Source organism: Streptomyces sp. NPDC028314 (genome assembly GCF_055565795.1).
The window spans coordinates 333,154-355,901 of the sequence record NZ_JBVHTP010000009.1; the positions used below are offsets into that span (position 1 = coordinate 333,154).

General features: G+C 73.5%; 17 protein-coding genes. 10 read left to right on the forward strand and 7 right to left on the reverse strand.

From position 1 onward, the window contains the following. Positions 1–3: 3 nt before the first annotated feature. On the reverse strand, positions 4–4,602 hold the full coding sequence (locus ACZ4TG_RS22275; RefSeq protein ID WP_468165395.1) for a glycoside hydrolase family 38 N-terminal domain-containing protein: 4,599 nt from the start codon (positions 4,600–4,602) through the stop codon (positions 4–6). 312 nt (positions 4,603–4,914) lie between these two features. Here ACZ4TG_RS22275 and ACZ4TG_RS22280 point away from each other — a divergent pair, with 312 nt between their 5' ends. Together ACZ4TG_RS22280 and ACZ4TG_RS22285 are read left to right on the forward strand one after the other, a co-directional pair. Continuing rightward, positions 4,915–6,198, forward strand: coding sequence for a glycoside hydrolase 5 family protein (locus tag ACZ4TG_RS22280; protein ID WP_468165396.1), 1,284 nt, complete (start codon positions 4,915–4,917; stop codon positions 6,196–6,198). A 27-nt stretch (positions 6,199–6,225) separates the two neighbouring features. Next, positions 6,226–8,415 carry an endo-beta-N-acetylglucosaminidase gene (locus ACZ4TG_RS22285; protein ID WP_468165398.1) on the forward strand — a complete coding sequence of 730 codons (2,190 nt, stop codon included), beginning with the start codon at positions 6,226–6,228 and terminating at the stop codon, positions 8,413–8,415. 19 nt (positions 8,416–8,434) lie between these two features. Here ACZ4TG_RS22285 and ACZ4TG_RS22290 read toward each other — a convergent pair whose 3' ends face one another. Continuing rightward, positions 8,435–9,850 (reverse strand): sensor histidine kinase, encoded by a 1,416-nt coding sequence (locus ACZ4TG_RS22290; RefSeq protein WP_468165400.1) that lies wholly within the window; start codon positions 9,848–9,850, stop codon positions 8,435–8,437. Between the two features lie 11 nt (positions 9,851–9,861). Further along, positions 9,862–10,575 carry a response regulator transcription factor gene (locus tag ACZ4TG_RS22295; protein WP_468165402.1) on the reverse strand — a complete coding sequence of 238 codons (714 nt, stop codon included), beginning with the start codon at positions 10,573–10,575 and terminating at the stop codon, positions 9,862–9,864. Between the two features lie 279 nt (positions 10,576–10,854). On the opposite strand from ACZ4TG_RS22295, the gene ACZ4TG_RS22300 reads away from it, so the two are divergent. The 8 genes from ACZ4TG_RS22300 to ACZ4TG_RS22335 all read left to right on the forward strand — a co-directional run bounded on the left by ACZ4TG_RS22300 (position 10,855) and on the right by ACZ4TG_RS22335 (position 17,097). After that, positions 10,855–11,640: an amino acid ABC transporter ATP-binding protein gene (locus ACZ4TG_RS22300; protein ID WP_468165404.1), complete on the forward strand. Its 786-nt coding sequence runs from the start codon at positions 10,855–10,857 to the stop codon at positions 11,638–11,640. A 109-nt stretch (positions 11,641–11,749) separates the two neighbouring features. Continuing rightward, the gene (locus tag ACZ4TG_RS22305; RefSeq protein ID WP_468165406.1) at positions 11,750–12,595 is read left to right on the forward strand and encodes a glutamate ABC transporter substrate-binding protein; all 846 of its coding nucleotides are present in this window, start codon (positions 11,750–11,752) and stop codon (positions 12,593–12,595) included. A gap of 83 nt (positions 12,596–12,678) precedes the next feature. Continuing rightward, on the forward strand, positions 12,679–13,353 hold the full coding sequence (locus tag ACZ4TG_RS22310; protein ID WP_468165408.1) for an amino acid ABC transporter permease: 675 nt from the start codon (positions 12,679–12,681) through the stop codon (positions 13,351–13,353). Next, positions 13,350–14,234, forward strand: coding sequence for an amino acid ABC transporter permease (locus ACZ4TG_RS22315; RefSeq protein WP_468165410.1), 885 nt, complete (start codon positions 13,350–13,352; stop codon positions 14,232–14,234). The genes ACZ4TG_RS22310 and ACZ4TG_RS22315 overlap by 4 nt, the downstream gene beginning before the upstream one ends. A 169-nt stretch (positions 14,235–14,403) precedes the next feature. Beyond that, complete coding sequence (locus ACZ4TG_RS22320; protein WP_468165412.1) at positions 14,404–15,990, forward strand: FAD-dependent monooxygenase; 1,587 nt, start codon at positions 14,404–14,406, stop codon at positions 15,988–15,990. A gap of 72 nt (positions 15,991–16,062) precedes the next feature. Then, complete coding sequence (locus ACZ4TG_RS22325; protein ID WP_311314449.1) at positions 16,063–16,110, forward strand: hypothetical protein; 48 nt, start codon at positions 16,063–16,065, stop codon at positions 16,108–16,110. 76 nt (positions 16,111–16,186) lie between these two features. Next, a complete protein-coding gene (locus ACZ4TG_RS22330; RefSeq protein WP_468165414.1) occupies positions 16,187–16,705 on the forward strand; it encodes a cupin domain-containing protein in 519 nt (172 codons plus the stop codon). Continuing rightward, on the forward strand, positions 16,702–17,097 hold the full coding sequence (locus ACZ4TG_RS22335; protein ID WP_468165416.1) for a rhodanese-like domain-containing protein: 396 nt from the start codon (positions 16,702–16,704) through the stop codon (positions 17,095–17,097). Before ACZ4TG_RS22330 ends, ACZ4TG_RS22335 begins: the two co-directional genes overlap by 4 nt. Before the next feature lie 154 nt (positions 17,098–17,251). On the opposite strand, the gene ACZ4TG_RS22340 is transcribed toward ACZ4TG_RS22335, so the two are convergent. From ACZ4TG_RS22340 to ACZ4TG_RS22355, 4 genes are all read right to left on the reverse strand, one after another. Further along, complete coding sequence (locus ACZ4TG_RS22340) at positions 17,252–19,795, reverse strand: FtsX-like permease family protein (RefSeq protein WP_468165418.1); 2,544 nt, start codon at positions 19,793–19,795, stop codon at positions 17,252–17,254. 140 nt (positions 19,796–19,935) lie between these two features. After that, positions 19,936–20,520 (reverse strand): recombination regulator RecX, encoded by a 585-nt coding sequence (gene recX, locus ACZ4TG_RS22345; protein WP_468165420.1) that lies wholly within the window; start codon positions 20,518–20,520, stop codon positions 19,936–19,938. A 3-nt stretch (positions 20,521–20,523) separates the two neighbouring features. Beyond that, a complete protein-coding gene (recA, locus tag ACZ4TG_RS22350) occupies positions 20,524–21,642 on the reverse strand; it encodes a recombinase RecA (protein WP_468165422.1) in 1,119 nt (372 codons plus the stop codon). 232 nt (positions 21,643–21,874) lie between these two features. Next, complete coding sequence (locus ACZ4TG_RS22355; RefSeq protein WP_468165424.1) at positions 21,875–22,717, reverse strand: S1 family peptidase; 843 nt, start codon at positions 22,715–22,717, stop codon at positions 21,875–21,877. Positions 22,718–22,748: the final 31 nt, after the last annotated feature.

Below are 22,748 nucleotides of genomic sequence, written 5' to 3' on the forward strand. Positions count from 1 at the left end.
GCCTCATCCCTCGGTGACGCGGACTGCGATGGCCGGACCGTACGCGATCCTGCCCTGACAGACCGCCTTGACCGCCAGCCAGTACCTCCCGGGAGGGGTGGTGGGGGGAGGCCGCACCTCGAATTCCAGCTCGGCGGGACGGTCCGCCGGCACGTGCAGGGGCTGCGCGGCCGGCCCCGCCAACTGCCAGGTCCCGTACGGGGAGACCAGGTACGCGGTACCGCTCAGCGCGCTCCGGATCCCGGTGCTGCCGACGCGGGCGCGCACGACGGCCCGTGCTCCGGGGGCGACGCCGACCTCGGGGTCGGGTGCGTCGGCCCACAGCCCGGCCGCGGTGGGCGGCCCGCCGGGGACGGTCACCGTGAGCGCGTCCTCGAACTCCCCCGCCGGGGTGGCCGCGACGACCCGCACGAGGTGTTCGCCGGGTCGCGGCGCGGCGCCCGGGGCGGGCAGGACGGCCAGGGGGAAGCACGCGTGACCGCCGGGCCGCAGTTCGACGGTGCGCCGGGTCCACGAGGCCTGCCAGCCCTCGGGCGCCCGCACGTCCAGCTCCAGCCGGACCGGGGCGCCGCCGGCCGCACCGCTCCCCCGCCGGCCATCGCCGTGCGGGCCGCCGCGCCCGTGTCCGCCGTGTCCGTGTCCGCCGTGTCCGTGTCCGCCGTGTCCGTGTCCGCCGTGTCCGTGTCCGCCGTGTCCGTGTCCGCCGTGCGCGGCGATCGTCACCGTCGCCTCGGACGGGACGCCGTCACAGGTGACGGTGTACGGGGCGTCACCGAGCGGGGCCGTGCCGGTGTTGTGCAGCCAGTAGCGGCTGAACACCGGCTGGTGGGGCTCCCGTTCGCCCTCGCGCACCGGCATTCCGGATCGCGTCGGCAGCAGCAGGGTGGTGGTGGCCGCGCCGCCGAGCCGGCCGCCGAAGGGTCCCCCGGGGCGCTCCAGCAGGTCCGCCTCGACGGCCGGACCGGTGGGCCACAGGACGTGCGGGGCTGCCGGGCGGCCGTGGGTCTCGCGGAGCCGGACCGCGAGCTCGCCGCCGCCGGCCCGTTTCACCGCCTCGACGAGCACCCGGTCGGCGGGTTCCACACCGAGCAGGGACCGCGCGGGCGGCCTGGGTCCCGGCGCGGGGAGCGCGGTGACGGCGGTGAGGGGCTTGTTGAACTCCCGCCCCCGGCGGGCCAGATCGAGCGCCCGCCAGTCGCCCGGCCCGGCGACCAGGGCGTGCTCGAAGACGTGCGTCCAGTGCTGGAGCTGGAAGGAGCTGCCGTCGGGGGCCGTGCGCCGGGGCGGGTCCATCCACTCCCCGCTGGGCCGGCCCGTGCAGGAGCGCAGGAGCGTGCTGTGGAGCCGGCCGGCGGTGTCGACGGCGAAGCTGGGGGTGCCCTTGACCAGGATCCCGACGGTGCGGTTCGCGTACGGGTCCTCGCGCCCGGCTTCCCCGGCCCGCGGGTCCACCGCTTCGAGCCGGGGACCGCAGGCCAGGGCCGCGGCGAGGTCTCCGGCGGACCCGGTGTGGACGAGGACCGGCAGCTCGCGGACGCCGCTCAGGTCGCAGCCGGGGCTCCAGAGTGCCCGGAGCCGGGCCCGGGCGGGGATCCACACCCGCGCGTGCTCTCGTACGGCATCGCGGTGGGCGGGATCGGCCGACTCCAGCAGCGCCGCCGTGAAGGAGTTCCGCCCGGGGCCCCCGAGGGCGATCCGGAAGTCCGGCAGGCTGCTGTCCGCCGCCAGGTCTCCCCAGCGCGGCCCGCCGGGCGGGGTCGGGGTCGCGGTGACCCCGTGGCGGCCGAGCGCGGTGACCAGCTCCCGCAGACCGTGCGGGGCGCCCGCGTCCGGCAGTACGATCTCGGCCGCCCCGAGCGCGCGGCCCCCGGGCCCGGTCATCGGCGCCGACAGGGCGAACCAGTTCAGGCAGGGGCTGTCCAGGGTCCACGGCGCCCGCGTGTGGTCGGCCCCGGCATCCGCCTCGGGGAAGGCGAACCCGCGCCCCACGGCGGCTGCGGCCGTCTCCGCCACGGGCAGGGCGCCCGGCACGTCCGCCGGGATCCGCAGCCGCAGCAGCTGGTCGGAGCCCTCGAACTCATGGACCGTCGTGGTCAGTTCGACCCGGTCCAGGCCGTCCCAGAGGGTCGTCGCACGGGTCCAGCGGACCGGGCCGGTGCGGCCGGTGGCGACGATCCGCGAGCCGAGCGGGCCCCGTTCGGCGCGGCAGGAGTCGGCGGGGGCGCTGCCGGATCCGATGCCGGGACCCTTGGGCAGCAGGTGCCAGGGGCCCTCTTCGAAGAAGGGGTGCCGGTCGTACTCCTCCTGTACGACGAGCTCGTCCACTTCCCCGGCGGTCAGCAGCTCCTGGCCGGAGCGCCGGTCGAGGAGCCGGGCCAGGCCGCCGCCGCGCGCGGGGTCGGCCTCGGCGCGGAAGCGGTCGTTCTGCGCGACGGGCCCCTCGGCCCGGGCTGCGGGCGTCGCGGCCGGCGGGACGGGCCCCGCGGCCGAACCAGCGGCCCCCGCGGCCGGATCGGCGGCCCCCTCGGCCGGATCGGCGCCCCTCTCGGCCGGATCGGCGGCCCCCGCAGCCGGATCGGCGGGCGGCGCGCCCGGATCGGCGGCCCCCGCCTCCGGCCCCACGACCTCCCAGCCGCCCGAGACCGGCAGCCGGGAGGCGGCGAGCCACCAGGTGCGGTACCCGAGCGACGGCACCTCCTCGGCCAGGAAGGCCACATGGGCGATCCCCTCCGCGACGGCCTCGATGTGCACGGGCGCACCGCGGCCCCCGGCGTCGAGGACGCTGATCCGCCGGGCCTCGTCGTCGCGCAGCCCCAGCGCGGCGAGGCCGACGGTGGTGCGGACGAGGTCGGTGCGGTTCCAGGACAGGGGGTTGTGCACGGTCACGGCGAGCGCCCCCGGCCCCCGGATGTCGGCGGCGTCCGTCAGCGCGTGCAGCGCCTCCTCCCGTACGGCGGCGGCCAGTTCGTGGGCCTCCCGCCAGGTCGGCAGCAGGTCCAGGTAGACCTGGTCGGAGAAGGTCCCGGTGACCGCGTCGTGGTGCGCGGCGTGCAGGAGGTGCCGCCAGGCCTTGTCGAGGGTCTGCGCGGGGTGGTCCAGCAGCCCCTCCGCGCAGGCGAGGGCGGCGAAGGTCTCGGCCTCCTCGACGAGGTTCTCGGCGGCCCGGTGGGCCTGTTTCACATCGGCGTACGTGACGTCCTTGCCGGTGTACACGGGCCCCATCTCCCGGGTGACCGGCAGCGGCCGCTCCCCGCGCGCCGCCAGCTCGGCCCGGACGGCGTCGAAGTGGGCGCGCGGGCCGGAGTGTTCCATGCGGGGCCAGCAGTAGCGGCGGTTCCAGGCGTGCTGCACGTCGAGGCCCCAGCGGTGCGGCCAGGAGAAGTCGGTGCCCAGCGGGATCAGCACGTTCCTGGTGGCGGCTGCGGTGCGCAGCAGCTCGTACAGCTCCAGCAGCTGTTCGGCGGCGCTGTCGGCGTCCGGGGCCCGGTGGGAGGGCCAGCCGGCGGAGTAGTGCGCGGGCAGGTAGTGCAGCAGCAGCCCCGTGCCGTCGGGTGCGATCCATTCGCACTCGGCGGGGAGTTGCATGGCGGTGGGCGCGCGGAGCGGGTCGCCCCAGGTGTCCATCATCGGGCCCCAGTGGTGGTGGGGGCCGCGGGCGAGGACGGCGGAGTCGAGTCCGGCGCCGGCCATCAGGGCGGGGAAGGACGGGTCGTGGCCGAAGACGTCGAGCTGCCAGGCGGTGCGCGGCTCGGCTCCGAGGGTGCCGCGGTGCAGGGCGAGGCCGTGGACGGCGCTGCGGATGGTGGTCCCGGCGCAGGTGAGGTTGGTGGAGGGCTCGTTGTAGGTGCCGCCGACGATCTCGACGCGGCCCGCGGCGATCAGTGCGCGGAGTTCGGCCCGGTCGGCGGGGTGGGTGTCCCAGTACGGCTTGAGGTAGTCGACCTCGGAGAGCACGAAGCTGTACGCGGGGTCCTCGCGCGCCTGCTGGAGGTGGAGCGGGACGAGGGTGAAGGCGGGAACTCCCGTGTACTCCCAGCCGCGTTCGGGTGCGCCGGGCTGCGGCGGGACGTCCCACAGGGCGGTGTAGGCGGCCTGGGTGTTCCACCACATGGGGTCGTAGTGGAAGTGCGGGACGAGCCGGACGGTCCAGCCGGGCTCGGCGACGACGAGGTCGAAGTGCCGCTCCGCCAGAGGCCGTCCGTCGGGGGTGGTGACGCGGGCGGTGGCCGGGATCCGGTCGCCGGGGGCGGCGTCGCCGGTGTGGACGGCCACCTCAGCGGTGGACTCCGGCGCGGCCCCGGCGCCGGTGCCGGGCGCGCCGGCGCCAGAGCCGACGCCGGCCCCGGACGTGCCGGTTCCGGTTCCGGTAACCGTGCCGACGCCGGCACCGGCCCCGGCCCCGGCACCCGCGAACGCCTCGGCGGGGTCGGCGCGCAGGATGCGCGGATGCGGCGTGCTCACGCCCGGGCCGCGCACGGTGACGTGGAGCGGGCCGGCCGGGCGGGTCCGGCGGATCCGGACGCGGATCACCTGCGCGGGTGATTCCGGTGGGCCGGTGAAGAGGGCCGGGATGGTCACGCCGGTGACCGAAATTCCACTCACACCGCCACCGATACGACTGAGACCGCCGGTACCGCCGATACCGCTGATACCGCTGTCCATTTCCGCACGCTTTCTCGGGTGACACAGGTGCTGAGCCGGGCAACTAAACCGCATTAGCCCGCCCCAGCTTCAACGGCCACACCCCAGCTGTCAACGGTACTGAAGCGCATAAGTCGCAGACCGCAGCGAGGTTCAGGACTTTCTTCCCGCCGGATCGGAACGCCCGGCGCCAAAGGCCCTGTTGACTTCCCCCCGAGGCGGGCGGCAGGTTATGGGGCATCCGGCGAATTCCCCTGAACTCCAGGACCATTCATGCACGACGGCACCGTCCCCCGTCCGCCCGCCCGCACCCTCCGCTTCGGCGCCAACTACACGCCGACCCGGGGCTGGTTCCACCACTGGCTGGACTTCGATCTCGACGAGGTGCGGGCCGACCTCGACTCGATCGCCGCGCTCGGCCTGGACCACGTCCGGGTGTTCCCGCTGTGGCCGGTCTTCCAGCCGAACCGCACGCTGATCCGGCCGCGGGCCGTCGAGCAGCTCGTCGCGCTCGCCGACGCCGCCGCCGAACGCGGGCTCGACGTCAATGTGGACGGGCTCCAGGGGCACCTGTCGAGCTTCGACTTCCTGCCCGCCTGGACCGGGACCTGGCACCGGCGCAACATCTTCAGCGACCCCCAGGTGCTGGCCGGTCAGGAGGAGTACCTGCGCACGCTCGCCGCCGCGCTGGCCGACCGGCCGAACTTCCTGGGCATGACGGTCGGCAACGAGATCAACCAGTTTTCCGACGCCCCGCACCCCGACCCCGACCGGATCACCCAGGCCCAGGCCGCGCACTGGCTGGAGCGGATGCTGGACGCGTGCGAGAAGGGAGCCCCGGGGCGGTTCCACCTGCACGCCGAGTACGACGCCGCCTGGTACCAGGACGGGCATCCCTTCACCGCGGCCCAGGCGGCCCGGCTGGGTGCGGCCACCGCCGTGCACTCCTGGGTGTTCAACGGGACGGCCCAGCGCCACGGCCGCACCGGGACGGCCACCGAGCACCACGCCGCGTACCTGATCGAGCTCTCCAAGGCCTGGGCCCTGGACCCGCACCGCCCCGTGTGGCTCCAGGAGGTCGGGGCCCCCGCGCCGCTGATCCAGCCGGAGCACGCGGCGGAGTTCACCGAGGCCACCGTCGCCAACGCCCTGGACTGCCCGGACGTGTGGGGCATCACCTGGTGGTGCTCGCACGACGTGTCCCGGGAGCTCGCGGACTTCCCGGAGCTGGAGTACGGCCTGGGCCTGCTCGCCAACGACCGCCGGGTCAAGCCCGCGGGCGCGGCCATCGCCCGGATCGCCGAGCGGTGGCGGGGCCGGGGGCACCGTGCGGCCGTACGGTCCACCGCGCTCGCCGTGGACGTCGGCGGGGCGCTGAGCGCGCCGCAGCGCTCGGTGTGCGCCCCGGGCGGGGCCTTCTTCGAGGCCTGGGCGGTGCTGACGGCCCAGGGGGTGCGCCCGGCGGTGGTCCTGGCGGAGCACGCCGAGGACCCGGCTCACCTGTCCGCGCGCGGCATCACCGAAGTGCTGCACGTCTCCGAAGTGCTCAGAGCCTGACCCTTCCCCTTCCGCAGAGGAGCCCGCATGTCCGAGACCGGCCAAGGCGTCGACCCCCGCACCCCCCTCCCCGCGCGGCCGACCCGGCGCGGGCTGCTCGCCGCGGGGGCCGGGGCCGCCGCCCTGCTCGGCATCCCCGCCCCGGCGGCCGCGGCCGCACCGGCTCCCGGCGCCCCGGCGCCCTCCGCGCCGCCGGCCCCTGCCGACCGGGCGCCTGCCGACCGGGACCCCGCCGGCCAGGCCCCCGAATCCCCGTCCGACCTGGCTCCGTACGCCTCCTACTGGTACCCGGACTCGCTCCCGGAGGGCGCCCCCGGCCCCGGGATCACCTGGCGCTCCCTCAAGCAGTGGTCCCCGGAGTCGGACCCCGACCTCGCCCACAACACCGCGTCGGTGCCCCTCGCCGCCCGCTTCACCCCGGTCGCGCCGAACGCCACCGCCCGCGCCGGCCAGGCCCGGATCGCCTCGCTGGTCTCCTTCGGGCCGACCGCGCGGAACCCCTCCCAGGGCTCCCCGACGGCCGACTACTACGCGCTCACGCACTGGGCGTACATCGACGAGCTGGTCTTCTGGGGCGGCTCCTCCGGCGAGGGCATCGTGCTCGCCCCGAACGCGCCCGTGACCGACGCGGCGCACCGCAACGGGGTGCGGGTGATGGGCAACGTGTTCCTGCCGCCCGTCGCGTACGGCGGCGACCTCGGGTGGACCCGGGACCTGGTCCAGCGGGATTACCTGGGCCGGTTCCCGATCGCGGAGAAGCTCGTCCAGGTGGCGCGGGCGTACGGCTTCGACGGCTGGTTCGTCAACGCCGAGACGGACGGCGGGGACAGCGCGCTCGCCACCCGGATGCGCCGGTTCCTGCGCGCGCTGCGGGCGGCGGGCGAGCCGCACGGACTGCGCATCACCTGGTACGACGCGATGAACAGCACCGGCCGGGTCGGCTGGCAGGGCGCGCTGAACCAGCTGAACCAGGAGTTCTTCGAGGACCGGGCGGGGACGGTCGCGGACACGATGTTCGTCGATTTCCGCTGGACGGCGGCCCGGCTGGCCGAATCCGCCGCGCTCGCGGACAGACTCGGCCGCAGCCGCCACGAGTTGTGGGCGGCGGTGGACATGGAGTCCAACGGCTGGAACTCCCCGGTCGACTGGGACGCGATCGTCCCCCGCGACCGGGACCACGTCGTCAGCTACGGCTTCTACCGGCCCGAATGGACGCACAACCACCTCACCGACCGCTCCCCCGGGGCCTTCCACCGCGCCGACGACCGGTTCTGGACGGGCGAGTCCCTGGACCCCTCCCGCCCGGACACCGGGTCCGCGTGGCGGGCCCCGGCCACCGCCGTCGCCGACCGCTCCACCGTGTCCGCGCTCCCCTTCGCCTGCTCCTTCAACACCGGGCACGGCGAGCGCTGGTACGAGGACGGCGAGGTCACCTCCCCCGCCGCCTGGAACCATCTGGGCCTCCAGGACCGGCTGCCGGGACGCCGCTGGGTGGTCGCCACCGAGGGCCCGCGCCCGTCCGTCACCCTGGACTTCGCGGACGCCTGGCGCGGCGGCTCCAGCCTGCTCGTCGAGGGCGCCCTCACTGCCCCCGTCACCGTCGGCCTGCACTCCACCCGGCTGCCCCTGACCCGCTCCACCGTCCTGGAACTGGTCCACTGCGCGGGGCCGGTCCCGGTGTCCGTGGAGGTCGGCGTCGCCACGCGCGAGCCCGCCGCCCCGGGCGAGCCCGTCGCGTACACCTGGTTCGGGGCCGGGACCGCGCAGGCCGGCCGGGGCTGGCGGACCACCCGGGTCGCCCTCGCCGCGCAGGCCGGGAGGACCGCGTACGCACTGGCCGTACGGATCACCGCCCGCGGGAAGCGGCCGGTGCGCTGGCGGCTCGGAGCCCTGTCGGTACGCGACGCCGCCGCCCGGCGGAGCCCGTCGGCTCCGCGTGCACTGAAGGTCGACGCGTCGGCCCAGCAGGACGGCAGGGCCTCGCTGCGCCTGTCGTGGCACCGGGCAGCCGGGCCGGTCCGCCACTACGAGCTGTACCGCCTCCTCCCGGACGGCACCCGCGGCTTCCTCGGCGGCACCTGCGGCACGGCCCTGCACCTCCCCGCCGTCACCCGCGCCGGCCGGGAGCGCGCGGCCGCCTTCGAGGTCCGGGCCGTGGACGAGCTGTACGCGCGCTCCGCCCCGGCCCGCACGACCCTCACCTGGGCCTCCCCCTGACACCCTGCCGCAGGACGGCCTAGCCCCCGTGGGGGTCGGTGCGCGGGACGGCCACCGTCACCCGCAGCCCGTGCGGCGGGTTCGTCTCGTACGAGAGGGACCCGCCGCCCGAGGCGAGCAGGGCGCGGGAGATGGACAGGCCCAGGCCCGAGCCCTTGATGTTCTGGTGGCGGCCGCTGCGCCAGAAGCGGTCGCCGACGCGCAGCAGCTCCTCGTCGGTCAGGCCCGGCCCGCGGTCGGCGACGGTGACGAGCGCGGAGCGTCCCTCGGCGGAGACCAGTACCTCGACCGCCTCTCCCCCGGGGGTGAACTTGAGGGCGTTGTCGATGACGGCGTCGAGGGCGCTGGACAGGGCGATGGGGTCGGCCCAGCCGGTGACGGCGGAGGGCCCCTCGGGGCCGGTGAGCCGGACGCCCTTCTCCTCGGCGTAGGGCCGCCAGGCGGCGACCCGCTCGACGGCCAGGCCGCCGATGTCGATCAGGCAGATCTCGGCGCTGGCGTGCTCGGCCAGGGCCAGGTCCAGCAGATCGTCCAGGACCTGGGTCAGGCGCTTGCCCTCGGTGCGCACGGAGGCGATCTCCTCGTTCCCCTCGGGCAGTTCGAGGGCGAGCAGCTCGATCCGCAGGAGCAGCGCGGCGAGCGGATTGCGCAGCTGGTGGGAGGCGTCCGCGACGAACGCCCGCTGCTGCTCCAGTACCTCTTCGACGTTGTCGGCCATCTCGTTGAACGACTGGGCCAGGCGTCTGAGTTCCGGCGGGCCGCTGTCGGCCGCGACCCGGGAGTTCATCCGGCCGGTGGCGATGCCGTGGGCGGCCGCGTCGAGGGTCTGGACCGGCTTGAGGACCCAGCTGGTGAGCCTCAGCGCGGCCCCGAAGGCGAGCAGCATCGCGGCGGCGAGCCCGCCCGCGATGATCAGCCAGCCCTGGAGGGTCCGGCGCCGCATCTGGTCGGTGGGCGATTCGGTGGCGACGACGGCGACGACGTCGCCGTCGAGGACCACCGGGGAGACGACGAGCAGTTTGCCCTGGGTCTCCCAGGGCCACACCTGGCCGGGGTCGTGGCTGCGCCGCCCGGCGAGGGCTTCCTCGAAGGCCCGGCGGCCGTCCTTGGACTCGGGGAGCTGCCACCAGCCGGGCGCCCGGGCCATGGCGTTGTCGTCGCGGTAGAAGATCCCGACCCGGATGCCGTACAGCTCCTGGTAGCGGGCGAGTTCCAGCTGGAGGGTGTCACGGCGTTCGTCGGCGCCGGTGGAGCCCGATCCCTCGGCGTCGATGACGAACTGGGCGAGGGCGGCGAAGCGGGCGCTGTCGTCGATCCGGTCGACGACCACCCGCTGCTGCTGGACGGCGGCGAGGCTGACGGCCAGCGGCACGCCGAGCGCGATCAGCACGCCCGCCATCAGGACGACGAGGAGCGGGAGCAGCCGGGCGCGCACCGCGGGGCCCGCTAGGGGGCGGCCGGGGCGACGAGCCGGTAGCCCACCCCGCGGACGGTCTCGATGAGGGAGGGCATGCTCAGCTTGGACCGCAGCGAGGCCACGTGGACCTCGAGGGTGCGTCCGGTGCCCTCCCAGCTGGTGCGCCACACCTCGCTGATGATCTGTTCGCGGCGGAAGACGACGCCGGGCCGCTGCGCGAGCAGGGCCAGCAGGTCGAACTCCTTGCGGGTGAGCGGTACGTCGGCGCCGTCGACGGTGACGCGGCGGGTGGGCAGCTCGATGCTGACCGGACCGAGCCGGACGACTCCGGGTGCCCCGGCTCCGGCGGAGGCCTCGTCGGGGGCGCCGGTGCGCCGGGCGACGGCGTGGATGCGGGCGAGGAGCTCGCCGGTGTCGTAGGGCTTGACCACGTAGTCGTCGGCGCCCATGTTCAGGCCGTGGATGCGGGACCGTACGTCGCCGCGCGCGGTCACCATGATGACGGGGGTCGCGGTGCGCTTGCGGATCTTGCCGCACACCTCGTAGCCGTCCTGGTCGGGCAGGCCCAGGTCGAGCAGGATCACCCCGTAGGGAGAGGCGCCGGACGGTGCACCGGCCGGCAGCAGGGCCTGGAGGGCCTCCTCGCCGTTGCGGGCGTGGGTCACCCGGAAGCCGTGCCGGGCGAGGATCGCGGACAGCGCGGCGGCGACGTGGTCGTCGTCCTCGACGAGCAGCAGTCTCACTGCGTCCCCCTCTCCTCTTCCTGCGCTTCGGATTCCGTACGTTGCGTGGTCACTCTGCATCCACCCCGATGCAGAGTCGCACGTCAAGGGGGTTCCGGTCTCGCGAGTCTTCCGTTATGCACCCGGTACGAGTAAAAAGGCGCCGAGATCGCCATCGCGCACGGAGCGTATCCGGGCGAGGCCGGATCGTTATGCTCAATTCTCCCTCAGATGTGATGACGGTGTGCGTACCTCGTCACTACTGTCCTCCCAACCGACGGAGGACGGAGCAAGAAGCCGATGAGCGGAGTATCAGTGACCAAGGACGTGCAGGACGCGGCCGGTGCCGCGGACGGCCTGGTCGTACTGAGCAACGTCAACAAGCACTTCGGCGCGCTGCACGTGCTTCAGAACATCGATCTGAGCATTGCCCGCGGTGAGGTCGTCGTCGTCATCGGTCCTTCGGGATCGGGCAAGTCGACGTTGTGCCGGACGATCAACCGCCTGGAGACCATCGACTCGGGCACCATCACGCTCGACGGGAAGCCGCTGCCGGCCGAGGGCAAGGAACTGGCCCGGCTGCGCGCCGATGTGGGCATGGTCTTCCAGTCGTTCAACCTGTTCGCGCACAAGACCGTGCTGCAGAACGTCATGTTGGGCCAGCTGAAGGTCCGCAAGATGAGCCAGGCGGACGCGGCGGAGAAGGCGCAGGCGCTGCTCGACCGCGTCGGTGTCGGCTCGCAGGCGGACAAGTACCCGGCGCAGCTCTCCGGCGGCCAGCAGCAGCGCGTGGCGATCGCCCGCGCGCTGGCGATGGACCCGAAGGTGATGCTGTTCGACGAGCCGACTTCGGCGCTCGACCCGGAAATGATCAACGAGGTGCTGGAGGTCATGCAGCAGCTCGCCCGGGAGGGGATGACGATGGTCGTCGTCACGCACGAGATGGGCTTCGCCCGCTCGGCGGCGAACAGGGTGGTCTTCATGGCCGACGGAAAGATCGTCGAAGAGGCCACGCCGGAGCAGTTCTTCAGCAACCCCCGCAGCGACCGCGCCAAGGACTTCCTGTCGAAGATCCTGCACCACTGACGGTCTCGTCTGGTAGTGATCCGGTGTCAGAACCCTGACACGACCGGACCCGCCGGCGGAGCATGTCTCGCTCGGCGTTCAACAACGTCTCACCCGAGGGAAGTTCACCATGAAGCTCTACAAGGCCGGTGCGGCCGTCGCCGCGGCCGCGGCTCTCGCCCTGACGGCGACCGCGTGCGGCAGCAACGACAAGTCCTCCAGCGACGCCGGCGCGAGCGGCGGCAAGGACAAGGTCGTCATCGGCATCAAGTTCGACCAGCCGGGTGTGGGCCTGAAGACCCCGGACGGCAAGTACACCGGCTTCGACGTCGACGTGGCGACCTACGTGGCCAAGGAGCTCGGCTACCAGCCCGACCAGATCGAGTTCAAGCAGGCCATCAGCTCCGAGCGCGAGAACCTGATCTCCAACGGCGACGTGAAGTTCGTCGTCGCGAGCTACTCGATCAACGACAAGCGCAAGGAGAAGGTCGACTTCGCCGGCCCGTACCTCCTCGCGCACCAGGACCTGCTGGTCCGCGCCGACGACTCGTCCATCACCAAGGCCGAGGACCTGAACAAGAAGAAGCTCTGCTCGGTCACCGGCTCGACCTCGGCGCAGAACGTCAAGACCAAGCTGGCCCCCGAGGCCGACCTGCTGGAGCAGGGTGGCTACTCCGAGTGCCTGACGGGCCTGGAGAACAAGAAGGTCGACGCCCTGACCACGGACAACTCGATCCTGGCCGGCTACGCCGCCCAGGAGAAGAACAAGGGCAAGTTCAAGCTGGTCGGGCTGAACCTGAGCAACGAGAACTACGGCATCGGTCTGAAGAAGGGCGACAAGGAGCTCCAGACCAAGATCAACGCCGCGCTCAAGAAGATGGTCGCGGACGGCGCCTGGGAGGCGGCCGTGAAGAAGAACTTCGGTCCGGCCGACTACAAGAACGAGCCGGCCCCGCAGATCACCGAAGGCAGCTGATTCACCGGTGAGGTGCGTCGCCGCCCGCCTGTCACGGGCAGCGGCGCACCTCGCCGGCCATCCTGGGGAGAGCGCAGGGCATCGTGTTCGATTTTCTTGATTCCGGGCAGTACGACCTGCTCGGAGCCTTCTGGGTGACGGTTCAGCTCACCCTCTACTCGGCGGTCGGATCCCTCATATGGGGAACCGTCCTGGCCGGGATGCGGGTCAGCCCGGTCCCGCTGCTGCGGGGCTTCGGCACCGCGTACGTCAACCTCGTGCGCAACACTCCGCTGACCGTGCTGATCATCGCCTGCTCGCTGGGCCTCAGCCAGACCCTCGGCATCGAGCTGGGCGGCTCCACCTTCAAGGAGACCGGCTTCCGGCTCGCGGTCCTCGGACTGACGGCCTACACCGGCACCTTCGTCTGCGAGGCGCTGCGCTCGGGCATCAACACCGTGCCCGTCGGCCAGGCCGAGGCGGCCCGCGCGCTGGGACTGAGCTTCTTCCAGGTGCTCACGCTCATCGTCCTCCCCCAGGCCTTCCGGGCGGTCATCGCGCCGCTCACGAACGTACTGATCGCACTCACCAAGAACACCACGGTGGCGGCGGCCATCGGCGTGGCCGAGGCGGCCCTGCTGATGAAGGAAATGGTCGAGAACGAGGCCGACGCGCTGTTCGCCGTCTTCGGCGTCTTCGCCCTCGGCTTCGTCCTGCTGACCCTGCCCACCGGCCTGCTGCTGGGCTGGGTGGCCAAACGAGCGGCGGTGAAGCGATGACGTCCGTGCTGTACGACGCCCCGGGCCCCAAGGCCAAGGTGCGCAACTGGATCTACTCCGGCGTCTTCGTCGTGCTGCTCGGGCTCGCCCTGTGGTGGGCGCTCGGGCTCATGTCGGAGAAGGGCCAGCTGGACGCCGACAAGTGGAGCCCCTTCGTCACCGACGGGCAGATCTGGACCACGTTCCTGCTGCCGGGCCTCCTGGAGACCCTCAAGGCCGGCGTGATCGCCATGGTGATCGCCCTGCCGCTGGGCGCTCTGCTGGGCATCGGCCGGCTCTCCGACCACGCCTGGGTCCGGATCCCGGTCGGCGCGGTGGTCGAGTTCTTCCGCGCCATCCCGGTGCTGATGCTGATGCTGTTCGGCTTCGCCCTGTACGTGCAGTACACCGGCGTCGACTCGGAGATCCGCCCGCTGTACGCGGTGGTCACCGGCCTGGTCCTGTACAACGCCTCGGTGATCGCCGAGATCGTCCGGGCCGGCGTGCTGTCCCTGCCGAGGGGCCAGACCGACGCGGCCAAGGCGATCGGCATGCGCAAGGGCCAGACCATGGTCCACGTGCTGATCCCGCAGGCCGTCACCGCGATGCTGCCGGCCCTGGTCAGCCAGCTCGTGGTGATCCTGAAGGACACCGCGCTCGGCGGCTCCCTGCTCGGCCTCGGCGAACTCCTGTCGATGAACCGGCAGATCTCCGCGAACTACAGCAACACCATCGCGACCCTCTTCGTGATCGCGCTGCTCTACATCGCGGTGAACTTCGCCCTCACCACCTTCGCGTCCTGGCTGGAGGGCCGCCAGCGCAGGTCGAAGCGGAGCACCGGCGCGGTGGTCCCCGCCGCGACGGTCGACGACATGGCCACCGGGAACAACAGCGCCGGCTGACCGACGGGTCGGCTGACACGGAGTCAGTCATAGTGCGTAGCCTGTGTGGTGCGGCGGAGCCCTTCCGCCGCACCACACGGCGTTGTCCCGACGGGTGTCACTTGACGCAGGCACCTCCAGTGGGTTGCATACGTCGTGTGATCACATACCGGACATCGGGAGCCGCATCATGGACCCGGTGATCGTCGTCGGCGCGGGGCCCGTCGGACTGTCGCTGTCCCTCGCCCTGGCCGGCCAGGGCGTGCCCTGCGTCGTACTCGACGAAGGGCCCGGCAAGGACGAACCCCGCCCGGCCCGTTCCGTCGTCCTGCACGCCGACACCGCCGCCATGGCGCACCGCCTCGGCTGTACGACGCTGCGCGACGAGGGCGCCCACTACGCCGCCTGGCGCACCATGCGGCGCGGCCGGGACTCGCAGCGGATCACCTTCGAGGACCACCCGGCCCCGCTGCACCTGCCCCAGCACGCCCTGACGCGCGGGCTGCGGGCCGCCGCCGCGGCGCATCCGCTGGTCCGGCTGGTCGCCGACAGCAGGCTGGACTCCCTGGAGCAGGACGCCCGCGGGGTCACCGCGCACACCCAGGGCGCCGAGACCACCTGGTGGCGCGGCAGCCACCTGGTGGGCTGCGACGGCGCCCGCTCCACCGTGCGCAAGCTGCTGGGCATCCGCTTCCCGGGCAGGACCGCCGTCGAGCGGCACGCCGTGGCCGCGCTGCGGACCGAACTCCCCTGGCCCGGCGAGGCGTTGCTGCACCGCGGGGCGGCGCAGGAGGTCACCGCCCGGCCGCTGCCCGACGGGGTCTGGCGGCTGGACTGGCTGCTCGCGCCGCGCGGGGAACTCGTCACCCCCGACGCGCTCGTCACCCTCATCCGGGACACCCTGGCGGTGTGGTGCGGGGGCACGACTCCCCCGTACGACCTGATCGACACCGGCGTGCACACCCTGCACCACCGGCTCGCCCGGCGCTGGCGCGACGGCCGGGCCTTCCTCGCCGGGGACGCCGCGCACCTGCTGGGCGCGCTGGGCACCCAGGGCGTCGAGGAGGGGCTGCGGGACGCCGAGAACCTGGCCTGGAAGCTGGCCCTGGACTGGCACCAGGGCGCCTCCGAGGCCCTGCTGGACAGCTACGAGGGCGAACGGCGCACCGCGGTCGCCGCCCGGCTGCGCGCCGCCGACCAGTCGCTGCGCGCGCTGCGCGGCGGGGGCGGCCTGCGCACCTATCTGCCCGGCGCGGCCCGGTCCGCCGAGGCCCTGCTCACCGACGGCCACCTGGGCCGGGGGCCGCTGGGCGCGGAGCCCGCGTACGCCCCGCCGGTGGCCGTACGGGAGGTCCCGACGGCCACGCCGCCGGGCGGCCCGGTGGCCAACGTGCCGGTGACCGCGCCCGACGGGGCGACGGTGCCGCTGCGCGACCTGCTGGGCAAGGGCCGGCTCCTGGTGCTCCTCGTCGCCCCGGGCACCGGGGTCTGGGACCGGCGGCACTGGCTGGGCGCGGGGCTGATGCCCCGGCTCGCGGCGGCGGTCAGCGCGCTCCCGGCCCGGGCGGACCTGCTGGTGGCGGACAGCTACCCGGGGGCTCCGGCGCACACCGTCCTGCTGGTCCGGCCGGACGGGCATCTGGCGGCGACCTTCGCGGGGGTGCGGCCGGCGGAACTGTACGAGGCGGCGGACGCGGTCCGCGGCGGGGCGCCCGAGCCCGCGAAGGCGACCTCCGTCACCCCCGCGGCCACCACTCCCACCGCCGTGATCGATTGACCGCCCTCCCGTCCTCGTGCTTCACTCGCGGACATGACCGGCAACGACGTACGCCTGTGGCGGAGGGTTCACATGGACCTGCTCCGCTACGCGGGCTGCGTGTGTCGCCCTTCCTGCTGATTCGCCTCTCCCCCCGCGCGCCCCGTGCCCTCGTCGGCCCGCGCGCACCTACGCGAACCTTCAGGACGGTCATTCCATGTCTTCACCCACCCTGGTCTCCACCGGTCCGACGACGGCGGAGCTCCTCTCCTTCGCGCTGCGCACGGCGGCGGACCCGGAGATCGTGGACTCGCTCCCCCTCGACCCCGAAGGCCGGACGTGGATCCGGCTGGACGGGCCCGGTGGCAGCGAGGCCTGGCTGATCGGCTGGCCTCCGGGCACCGGCACCGGCTGGCACGACCACGCCGAATCGCGGGGCGCGTTCGCCACCGCGCGCGGGCGGCTCACCGAACACTCCCTGGCCGTACGGCTCCCCTCGGAGGGCTGGCAGTCCCTGGAGCTGGCCCCCGATGTGGACCGCGACCGCACCCTGGCGGCCGGCACGGGCCGCGGCTTCGCCCGGCACCACGTGCACGAGGTGCTCAACGCGTCCACGACCGAGCACGCCGTCTCCGTACACGCCTACTACCCGCCGCTCCCGCTGATCCGCCGCTACAGCCGCAGCGGACCCGTGCTGCGGCTGGAGCACGTCGAGCGCCCGTCGGACTGGCAGTGAGCGCCGCCCCGCAGGGCATCGACGCCCTCGTCGACCGGCTCCGCACCACGTACTCCCGCGTCGAGCCCGAGCAGGCGTACGCCGCCTCCCATTCGGGCGCGCTGCTGGTGGACATCCGCTACCAGGCGCTGCGCGAGCGCGACGGGCTGATCCCGGGCGCCGTGGTCGTCGAGCGCAACGAACTGGAATGGCGCCTGGACCCGCAGGGCTCCCACCGCCTCCCCGAGGCCACGGGCCACGACCTCCGGATCGTCGTCATCTGCAACGAGGGCTACGCCTCCACCCTGGCCGCGGTCTCCCTGCACGCCCTGGGCCTCCACCGCGCGACGGACCTGACGGGCGGCTTCCAGGCCTGGAAGTCCGCCGGCCTCCCCACCGTGCCGCCCTCCTGAGACGCCCTCGGGGCAACGGCGAAAGGGCGGGGCGGGGGGCAGCGCCTCAGGCGCGCCCCCCCCCGCCCCGCCCGACGGGCGTACGGGCCCTCACTCTTGGTCTTGGCCCTGGGTCCTGGCCCTTGGTCCTGGCCCTTGGTCCTGGCCCTTGGTCCTAGCCCTTGGTCATCGCCACGTCCACCGCCGGCACCCGCAGTGCGGCTCGCCCCGGCAGGCCCGTCGCCACCAGCGCCAGCACCGCCGCCGTTCCCACGACCACCACGTACACCAGCGGCACGACCGCCGGCGCGGCCGCTCCCGTCATCCCGACGCTGAACGCGGTCAGTACGGCCAGCGCGATCCCCGATCCCAGCACCACTCCCATCAGGGTCACCGCCAGCGCCTCGGTACGGATCATCCGCAGCACCTGCCTGCGCTTCGCCCCGGCCAGCCGCAGCATCGCGAACTCCCTCAGCCGCTCCCCCGTGGACATCGCCAGGGTGTTGACCACCGCGATCGCGGTGAAGGCCAGCACCAGCCCCATCGCCAGCAGGTTGATCTCCGCCCCGGCGGCCTGCCGCTCCGCCCGCACCCCGTCCGCGTCCGCCGCTGACAGCACCGCCACCTCCGGGAACCCGCCGAGCGCCGCGGCCAGCCGCTCCCGCCCGGTCCCCGGCTCCGCCGCCACCAGCACACTGCTCGCCAGCGGATTGCCGACGTGCGCGGCGACCAGCCCGTGCGGCAGCGTCAGGTCTCCGAAGCCCAGCCCCCGCGCGTAGACGGCGGACACCGTGAGCGTCACCGGCGTCCCGTCGCCCAGCGTCAGCGCCAGCGGGCTCCCCGGCTTCAGCCCCAGCTGCTCGGCGGCCAGTTCGCTGACCGCCGCGCTCCCCTCGCCGAACCCGTCCAGGCTGCCGCGCGTCACGGCGGGGTCCCAGGTGCGGGTCAGGCCGGCCGGGGTGACTCCCTGGGCCGCGTACTTCGTGAGGCCGACCCGTACGGACGTCTGCACGATCTCGGTGGCCGCGGTGACCCCGGGGGTCCGGCGGATCCGCTCCGCGGCGGCCGGGCTCACCCCCGGCCCCCGCGCGGCCAGCAGCCACTCGGCCCGGACCCCGTCCCGCGCCTGCGCCCGGGCCGCGCCGCCGAGGGTCGGCGTCACGAACAGCACCGTGCAGGTCATCCCGATCAGCAGCGTGAGCGGGGTGACGGCGGAGGCCATCCGGGTGGCGTTGCCGCGCAGGTTCGCGGTGGCCAGGTGGCCGCCCGCGCCGGCCAGCCGCAGCGGTCCGGCGAGCAGCACCGTGGCGCCCCGGACCAGCAGCGGGCCGAGCAGTGAGACGGCCCCGGCCAGGACGACCACGGCGAGGAAGGTCACCGGGGTGGAGGCCGGCTCGGTACGCAGCGTGCTCAGCACGGCGACCAGCACCGCACCGCCGGCCAGCAGCAGCGCCCCCGCGGCGATCCGTACCCAGCCGGGCCGCCCCCGCTCGACCGCGGCTTCGGCCAGCGCCTCGGCCGGGCGGATCCGGGCGATCCGCCGCGCGGTGATCCGGGCCGCGGCCCAGGCGCCGAGCAGGGTCGCGCCGACGGCGGCGACCATCGGGAAGATCCCGGCGGTGCGCTCCAGGGTGGCGGGGACGGCGCCGGTGTCGATGAAGCGGCCGTGCAGCCAGGCGGCGAGCGGCAGTCCGGCGAGGGCGCCGGCGATCCCGGCGGCCAGGCCGACGACCAGTGCCTCCCGGCCGATCATGCTGCGCAGCTGCTTGGGGGTGGCGGCGATGGCCCGCAGCAGGGCGAGTTCGCGGTAGCGCTGCTGGATCGACAGGGCGAAGGTGCCGACGACCACGAGGATGGCCACGAGCAGGGAGGTGCCGCCCATCGCCCCGCCCATGGAGACCAGTTTGACGCGGGCTCCGGCGGCGTCGAGGAACTCCACGGGCCCTCGTTCGCCACCCGCGGCGACCTGGGCGGTGGTGCCCTTCAGCGCCTGCCCGACCCGGCCCGCGAGTTCACCGGCGGACACCCCCGCCTCTGGGAGCACCCCGATGGCGGAGATCTGCCCGGCGCGGGCGGCGAGCCGCCCGGCCTCGGCGTCGCTGAAGAACAGCGCGCTCTGCTGCGCGAGGTCACCGCGGGCCGCCTTCGCGATGCCGCTGACCGTGTAGGTCTTCGGCTCACCGGTGGCCTGGACCGTCAGCCGGGCGCCCGCGGTGCTTCCCGTACGGGCGGCCAGCGCGCGGTCTATGACGACCTCGTCGGCGTTCTGCGGGGCGCGGCCCTCGGTGAGGGCGAAGGGGGTGAGTGCGGCGGAGGTCCAGGAGTGCCCGTACGACGGCGGGCCGCTGCTCGCTCCCCCGGTCATCGGCACGGCCTGGAAGGTGAGTTCGGGCACCGCCCGCTCGACTCCGGGCACCGACCGGACGGTGTCCAGGGTGGCGGCCGGCAGCCAGGCCCGCTCGGCGACGGGCTTGGCCTTGTGCTTCGTCTTGGTCTTGCCCTTCTTCTCCTTGACCGTCGTCTCGTGGACGTTCTGGTCGGCGGAGACGACCACCGGGGTGGCCGCGTAGCGCTCGGTGGCGATCTCTCCGCGGAGCCCCGTCTCCAGGAGCGTGCCGCAGGCGGTGATGAGGGCGGCCGCGCACAGGAGTGCGACGAAGGCGCCGAGGAAACCGGCTTTGCGGTCCCGGACGGTCTGGAGGGCGTAACGCAGCATCATGTGATCAACTCTGCTGCCGGGAGGCCGCGTTGCCATTGGAGCGCCCCGGCGTCCGCACCCGGGGGCTACCCCCACCCCGCGGCGCGGGTCCGCCGTACCGGCCCGCCGCCCGTCCCCCCGTAGGCCGGGCCGGGGGCCGGTCAGCCGCCGGGGACCCCCGTGTCGTCGTCTTCGGCGCCCTCCGCCTCCAACGCGCGGCGGACCACCCGCAGGGCCATGCCCTCCGGATACCCCTTGCGGGCCAGCATCCCGGCGAGGCGCCGGATCCGCTTGTCCCGCTCCAGACCCCGGGTCGAGCGGAGCTTGCGCTCCACGAGCTCCCGGGCGGTCTCTTCCTCCTGCTCGGAGTCCAGCTGTTCCAGCGCTTCCTGTACGAGGGTGGCGTGCACCCCCTTGGTCCGCAGCTCCTGCGCGAGCGCCCGGCGGGCCAGTCCCCGGCCCCTGTGGCGGGACTCCACCCAGGCCCCGGCGAAGGCGGCGTCGTCGATCAGGCCCACCTCCTCGTACCGGGAGAGGACCTCCTGCGACACCTCCTCGGGGATGCCCCGCTTCTCCAGGGCGTCCGCGAGCTGCCGCCGAGTACGCGGCATCCCGGTGAGCAGGCGCAGGCAGATCGCCCGCGCCTGCTCCTCGGGACTCTGGGGCGGCAGTTCCTGGCGGCCTTCGCGGCCACCCTCCCGGCGGTCCTCACGGCCGCCCCTGCCGCCCCTTTCCTGCTCCCGCACGGGTCAGCTCTTGGCCACGGCGGCCTTGGCCGTCGTCTTGGCCTTCGACGCCGGAGCGGGTACGGCCGCGGCGTCGGCGGGGGCCTCCGCGCCGGCCTCGGCAGCGGCGGCGTCCTTGCGGACCCCGACGCCCAGCTTCTCCTTGATCTTCCGCTCGATCTCGTTGGCGAGATCGGGGTTGTCCTTCAGGAAGTTGCGGGCGTTCTCCTTGCCCTGGCCGAGCTGGTCGCCCTCGTACGTGTACCAGGCGCCGGCCTTGCGCACGAAGCCGTGCTCCACGCCCATGTCGATCAGGCCGCCCTCGCGGCTGATGCCCTGGCCGTAGAGGATGTCGAACTCGGCCTGCTTGAAGGGCGGCGCGACCTTGTTCTTGACGACCTTGACGCGGGTGCGGTTGCCGACCGCGTCCGTGCCGTCCTTGAGGGTCTCGATACGGCGGATGTCCAGGCGCACGGAGGCGTAGAACTTCAGCGCGCGGCCACCGGTGGTGGTCTCCGGCGAGCCGAACATCACACCGATCTTCTCGCGGAGCTGGTTGATGAAGATCGCGGTGGTCTTGGACTGGTTGAGCGCACCGGTGATCTTCCGGAGGGCCTGGCTCATCAGACGGGCCTGGAGACCCACGTGGGAGTCGCCCATCTCGCCCTCGATCTCCGCGCGCGGCACGAGCGCCGCGACGGAGTCGATGACGATCAGGTCCAGGGCGCCGGAGCGGACCAGCATGTCCACGATCTCCAGCGCCTGCTCGCCGGTGTCCGGCTGGGACAGGATGAGGTTGTCGGTGTCGACGCCGAGGGCCTTCGCGTACTCGGGGTCCAGCGCGTGCTCCGCGTCGACGAAGGCGACGGTGCCGCCGGCCTTCTGCGCGTTGGCCACGGCGTGCAGGGTCAGGGTGGTCTTACCGGAGGACTCCGGTCCGTACACCTCGATCACACGGCCGCGGGGCAGCCCGCCGACGCCGAGCGCGATGTCCAGCGCGGTCGACCCGGTGGGGATGACCTCGATGGGGTCGTTCGGCTTGTCGCCGAGGCGCATGACCGCACCCTTGCCGAATTGCCGTTCAATCTGTGCGAGCGCGGCGTCGAGAGCCTTCTCGCGGTCGGTGCCTGCCATGGGTTCCACCCGATTTGCTTGAGTCGATCGCTTCACGCCATTGACGCTAACGCCTGCCACTGACAATGCGCTCCCACGCCCTGTTCAGCTGTGGATAACTCATGAGAATGGATGTTCGATTTCCCTGTCAAGCGAGCCACGCCCGCACAGCGCGACCGCCCGCCCCCGCGCCGGAAGGAGGCGCGGGAACGGGCGGACGGCGGTACGGACGGCGGTACGGCGAAACGGGACGCGGCTACGGCTACGGCTTGGGCAGGGCGCAGCCGGCCCGGTTCAGGTCGATCTTGCTCCCGGCGCCTATGCAGGGAACGAGCGTGTAGGTCTCCTGCCCGTAGTTGATCCCCTGGCGGACCGTGACGTTGCCGTTCTGGTCGACCTCGCACGGGTTGTTGTCCGTGCAGCGCTGGCCGTCCTCGTTGCCCGTGTTGTTGACGGCGACGACCTTGCCCGTCGTGGTGTCGATCACCGGCGACCCGGAGGTACCGCCGATGGTGTTGCAGGCCGGGGTGTAGCGGACCGAGTCCTTCCAGGTCCACTCACCCTCCTTGAGCCGGTAGGCGAACCCGTCGATGTTGCAGCTGTAGGTCCGCTTCCAGTACCCCGACACGACCTTGATCGCGGAGCCCTGCGCCGGGTGGGCGTCGTCGAGGGTGAGGGCGCCGATCCCGTACTGGCTCTGGATCTGCGCGTACGTCTTGGTCAGCTGGTAGACCGAGATGTCCGTGTCGGTCATCGTGGCGTACGCGATCTTGCTCGCCCGCAGCGTCGCCACCTTGGAACCGGACGCGTTGAGCAGCGAGAAGGAGCGGCTGGACGCCCGGTCCTTGACGACCTCGCCGGCCGCCGGGAATCCGGTCTCCAGACAGTGCCCGTTGGAGAGGACGAGGGCGGGGTCGTTCGGCTGGGAGGCGGGGGCGCGCACCACGGAGCCGGAGCAGTTGCTGAGTGCGACCGTCCCCGCGAAGGTGACCGCGACGGCCGGTGCGGCCTTCTCCTCCCGGGGTGCGGAGGACGCCACGGCCGGGGCCGCCGCCGCTCCCACCAGGAGCAGCGAGAGCAGGGTGCCGGCGAGAGGCTTGATCATGTGGGGGGTTCCCCTCTCGGGTCGAGGGCTG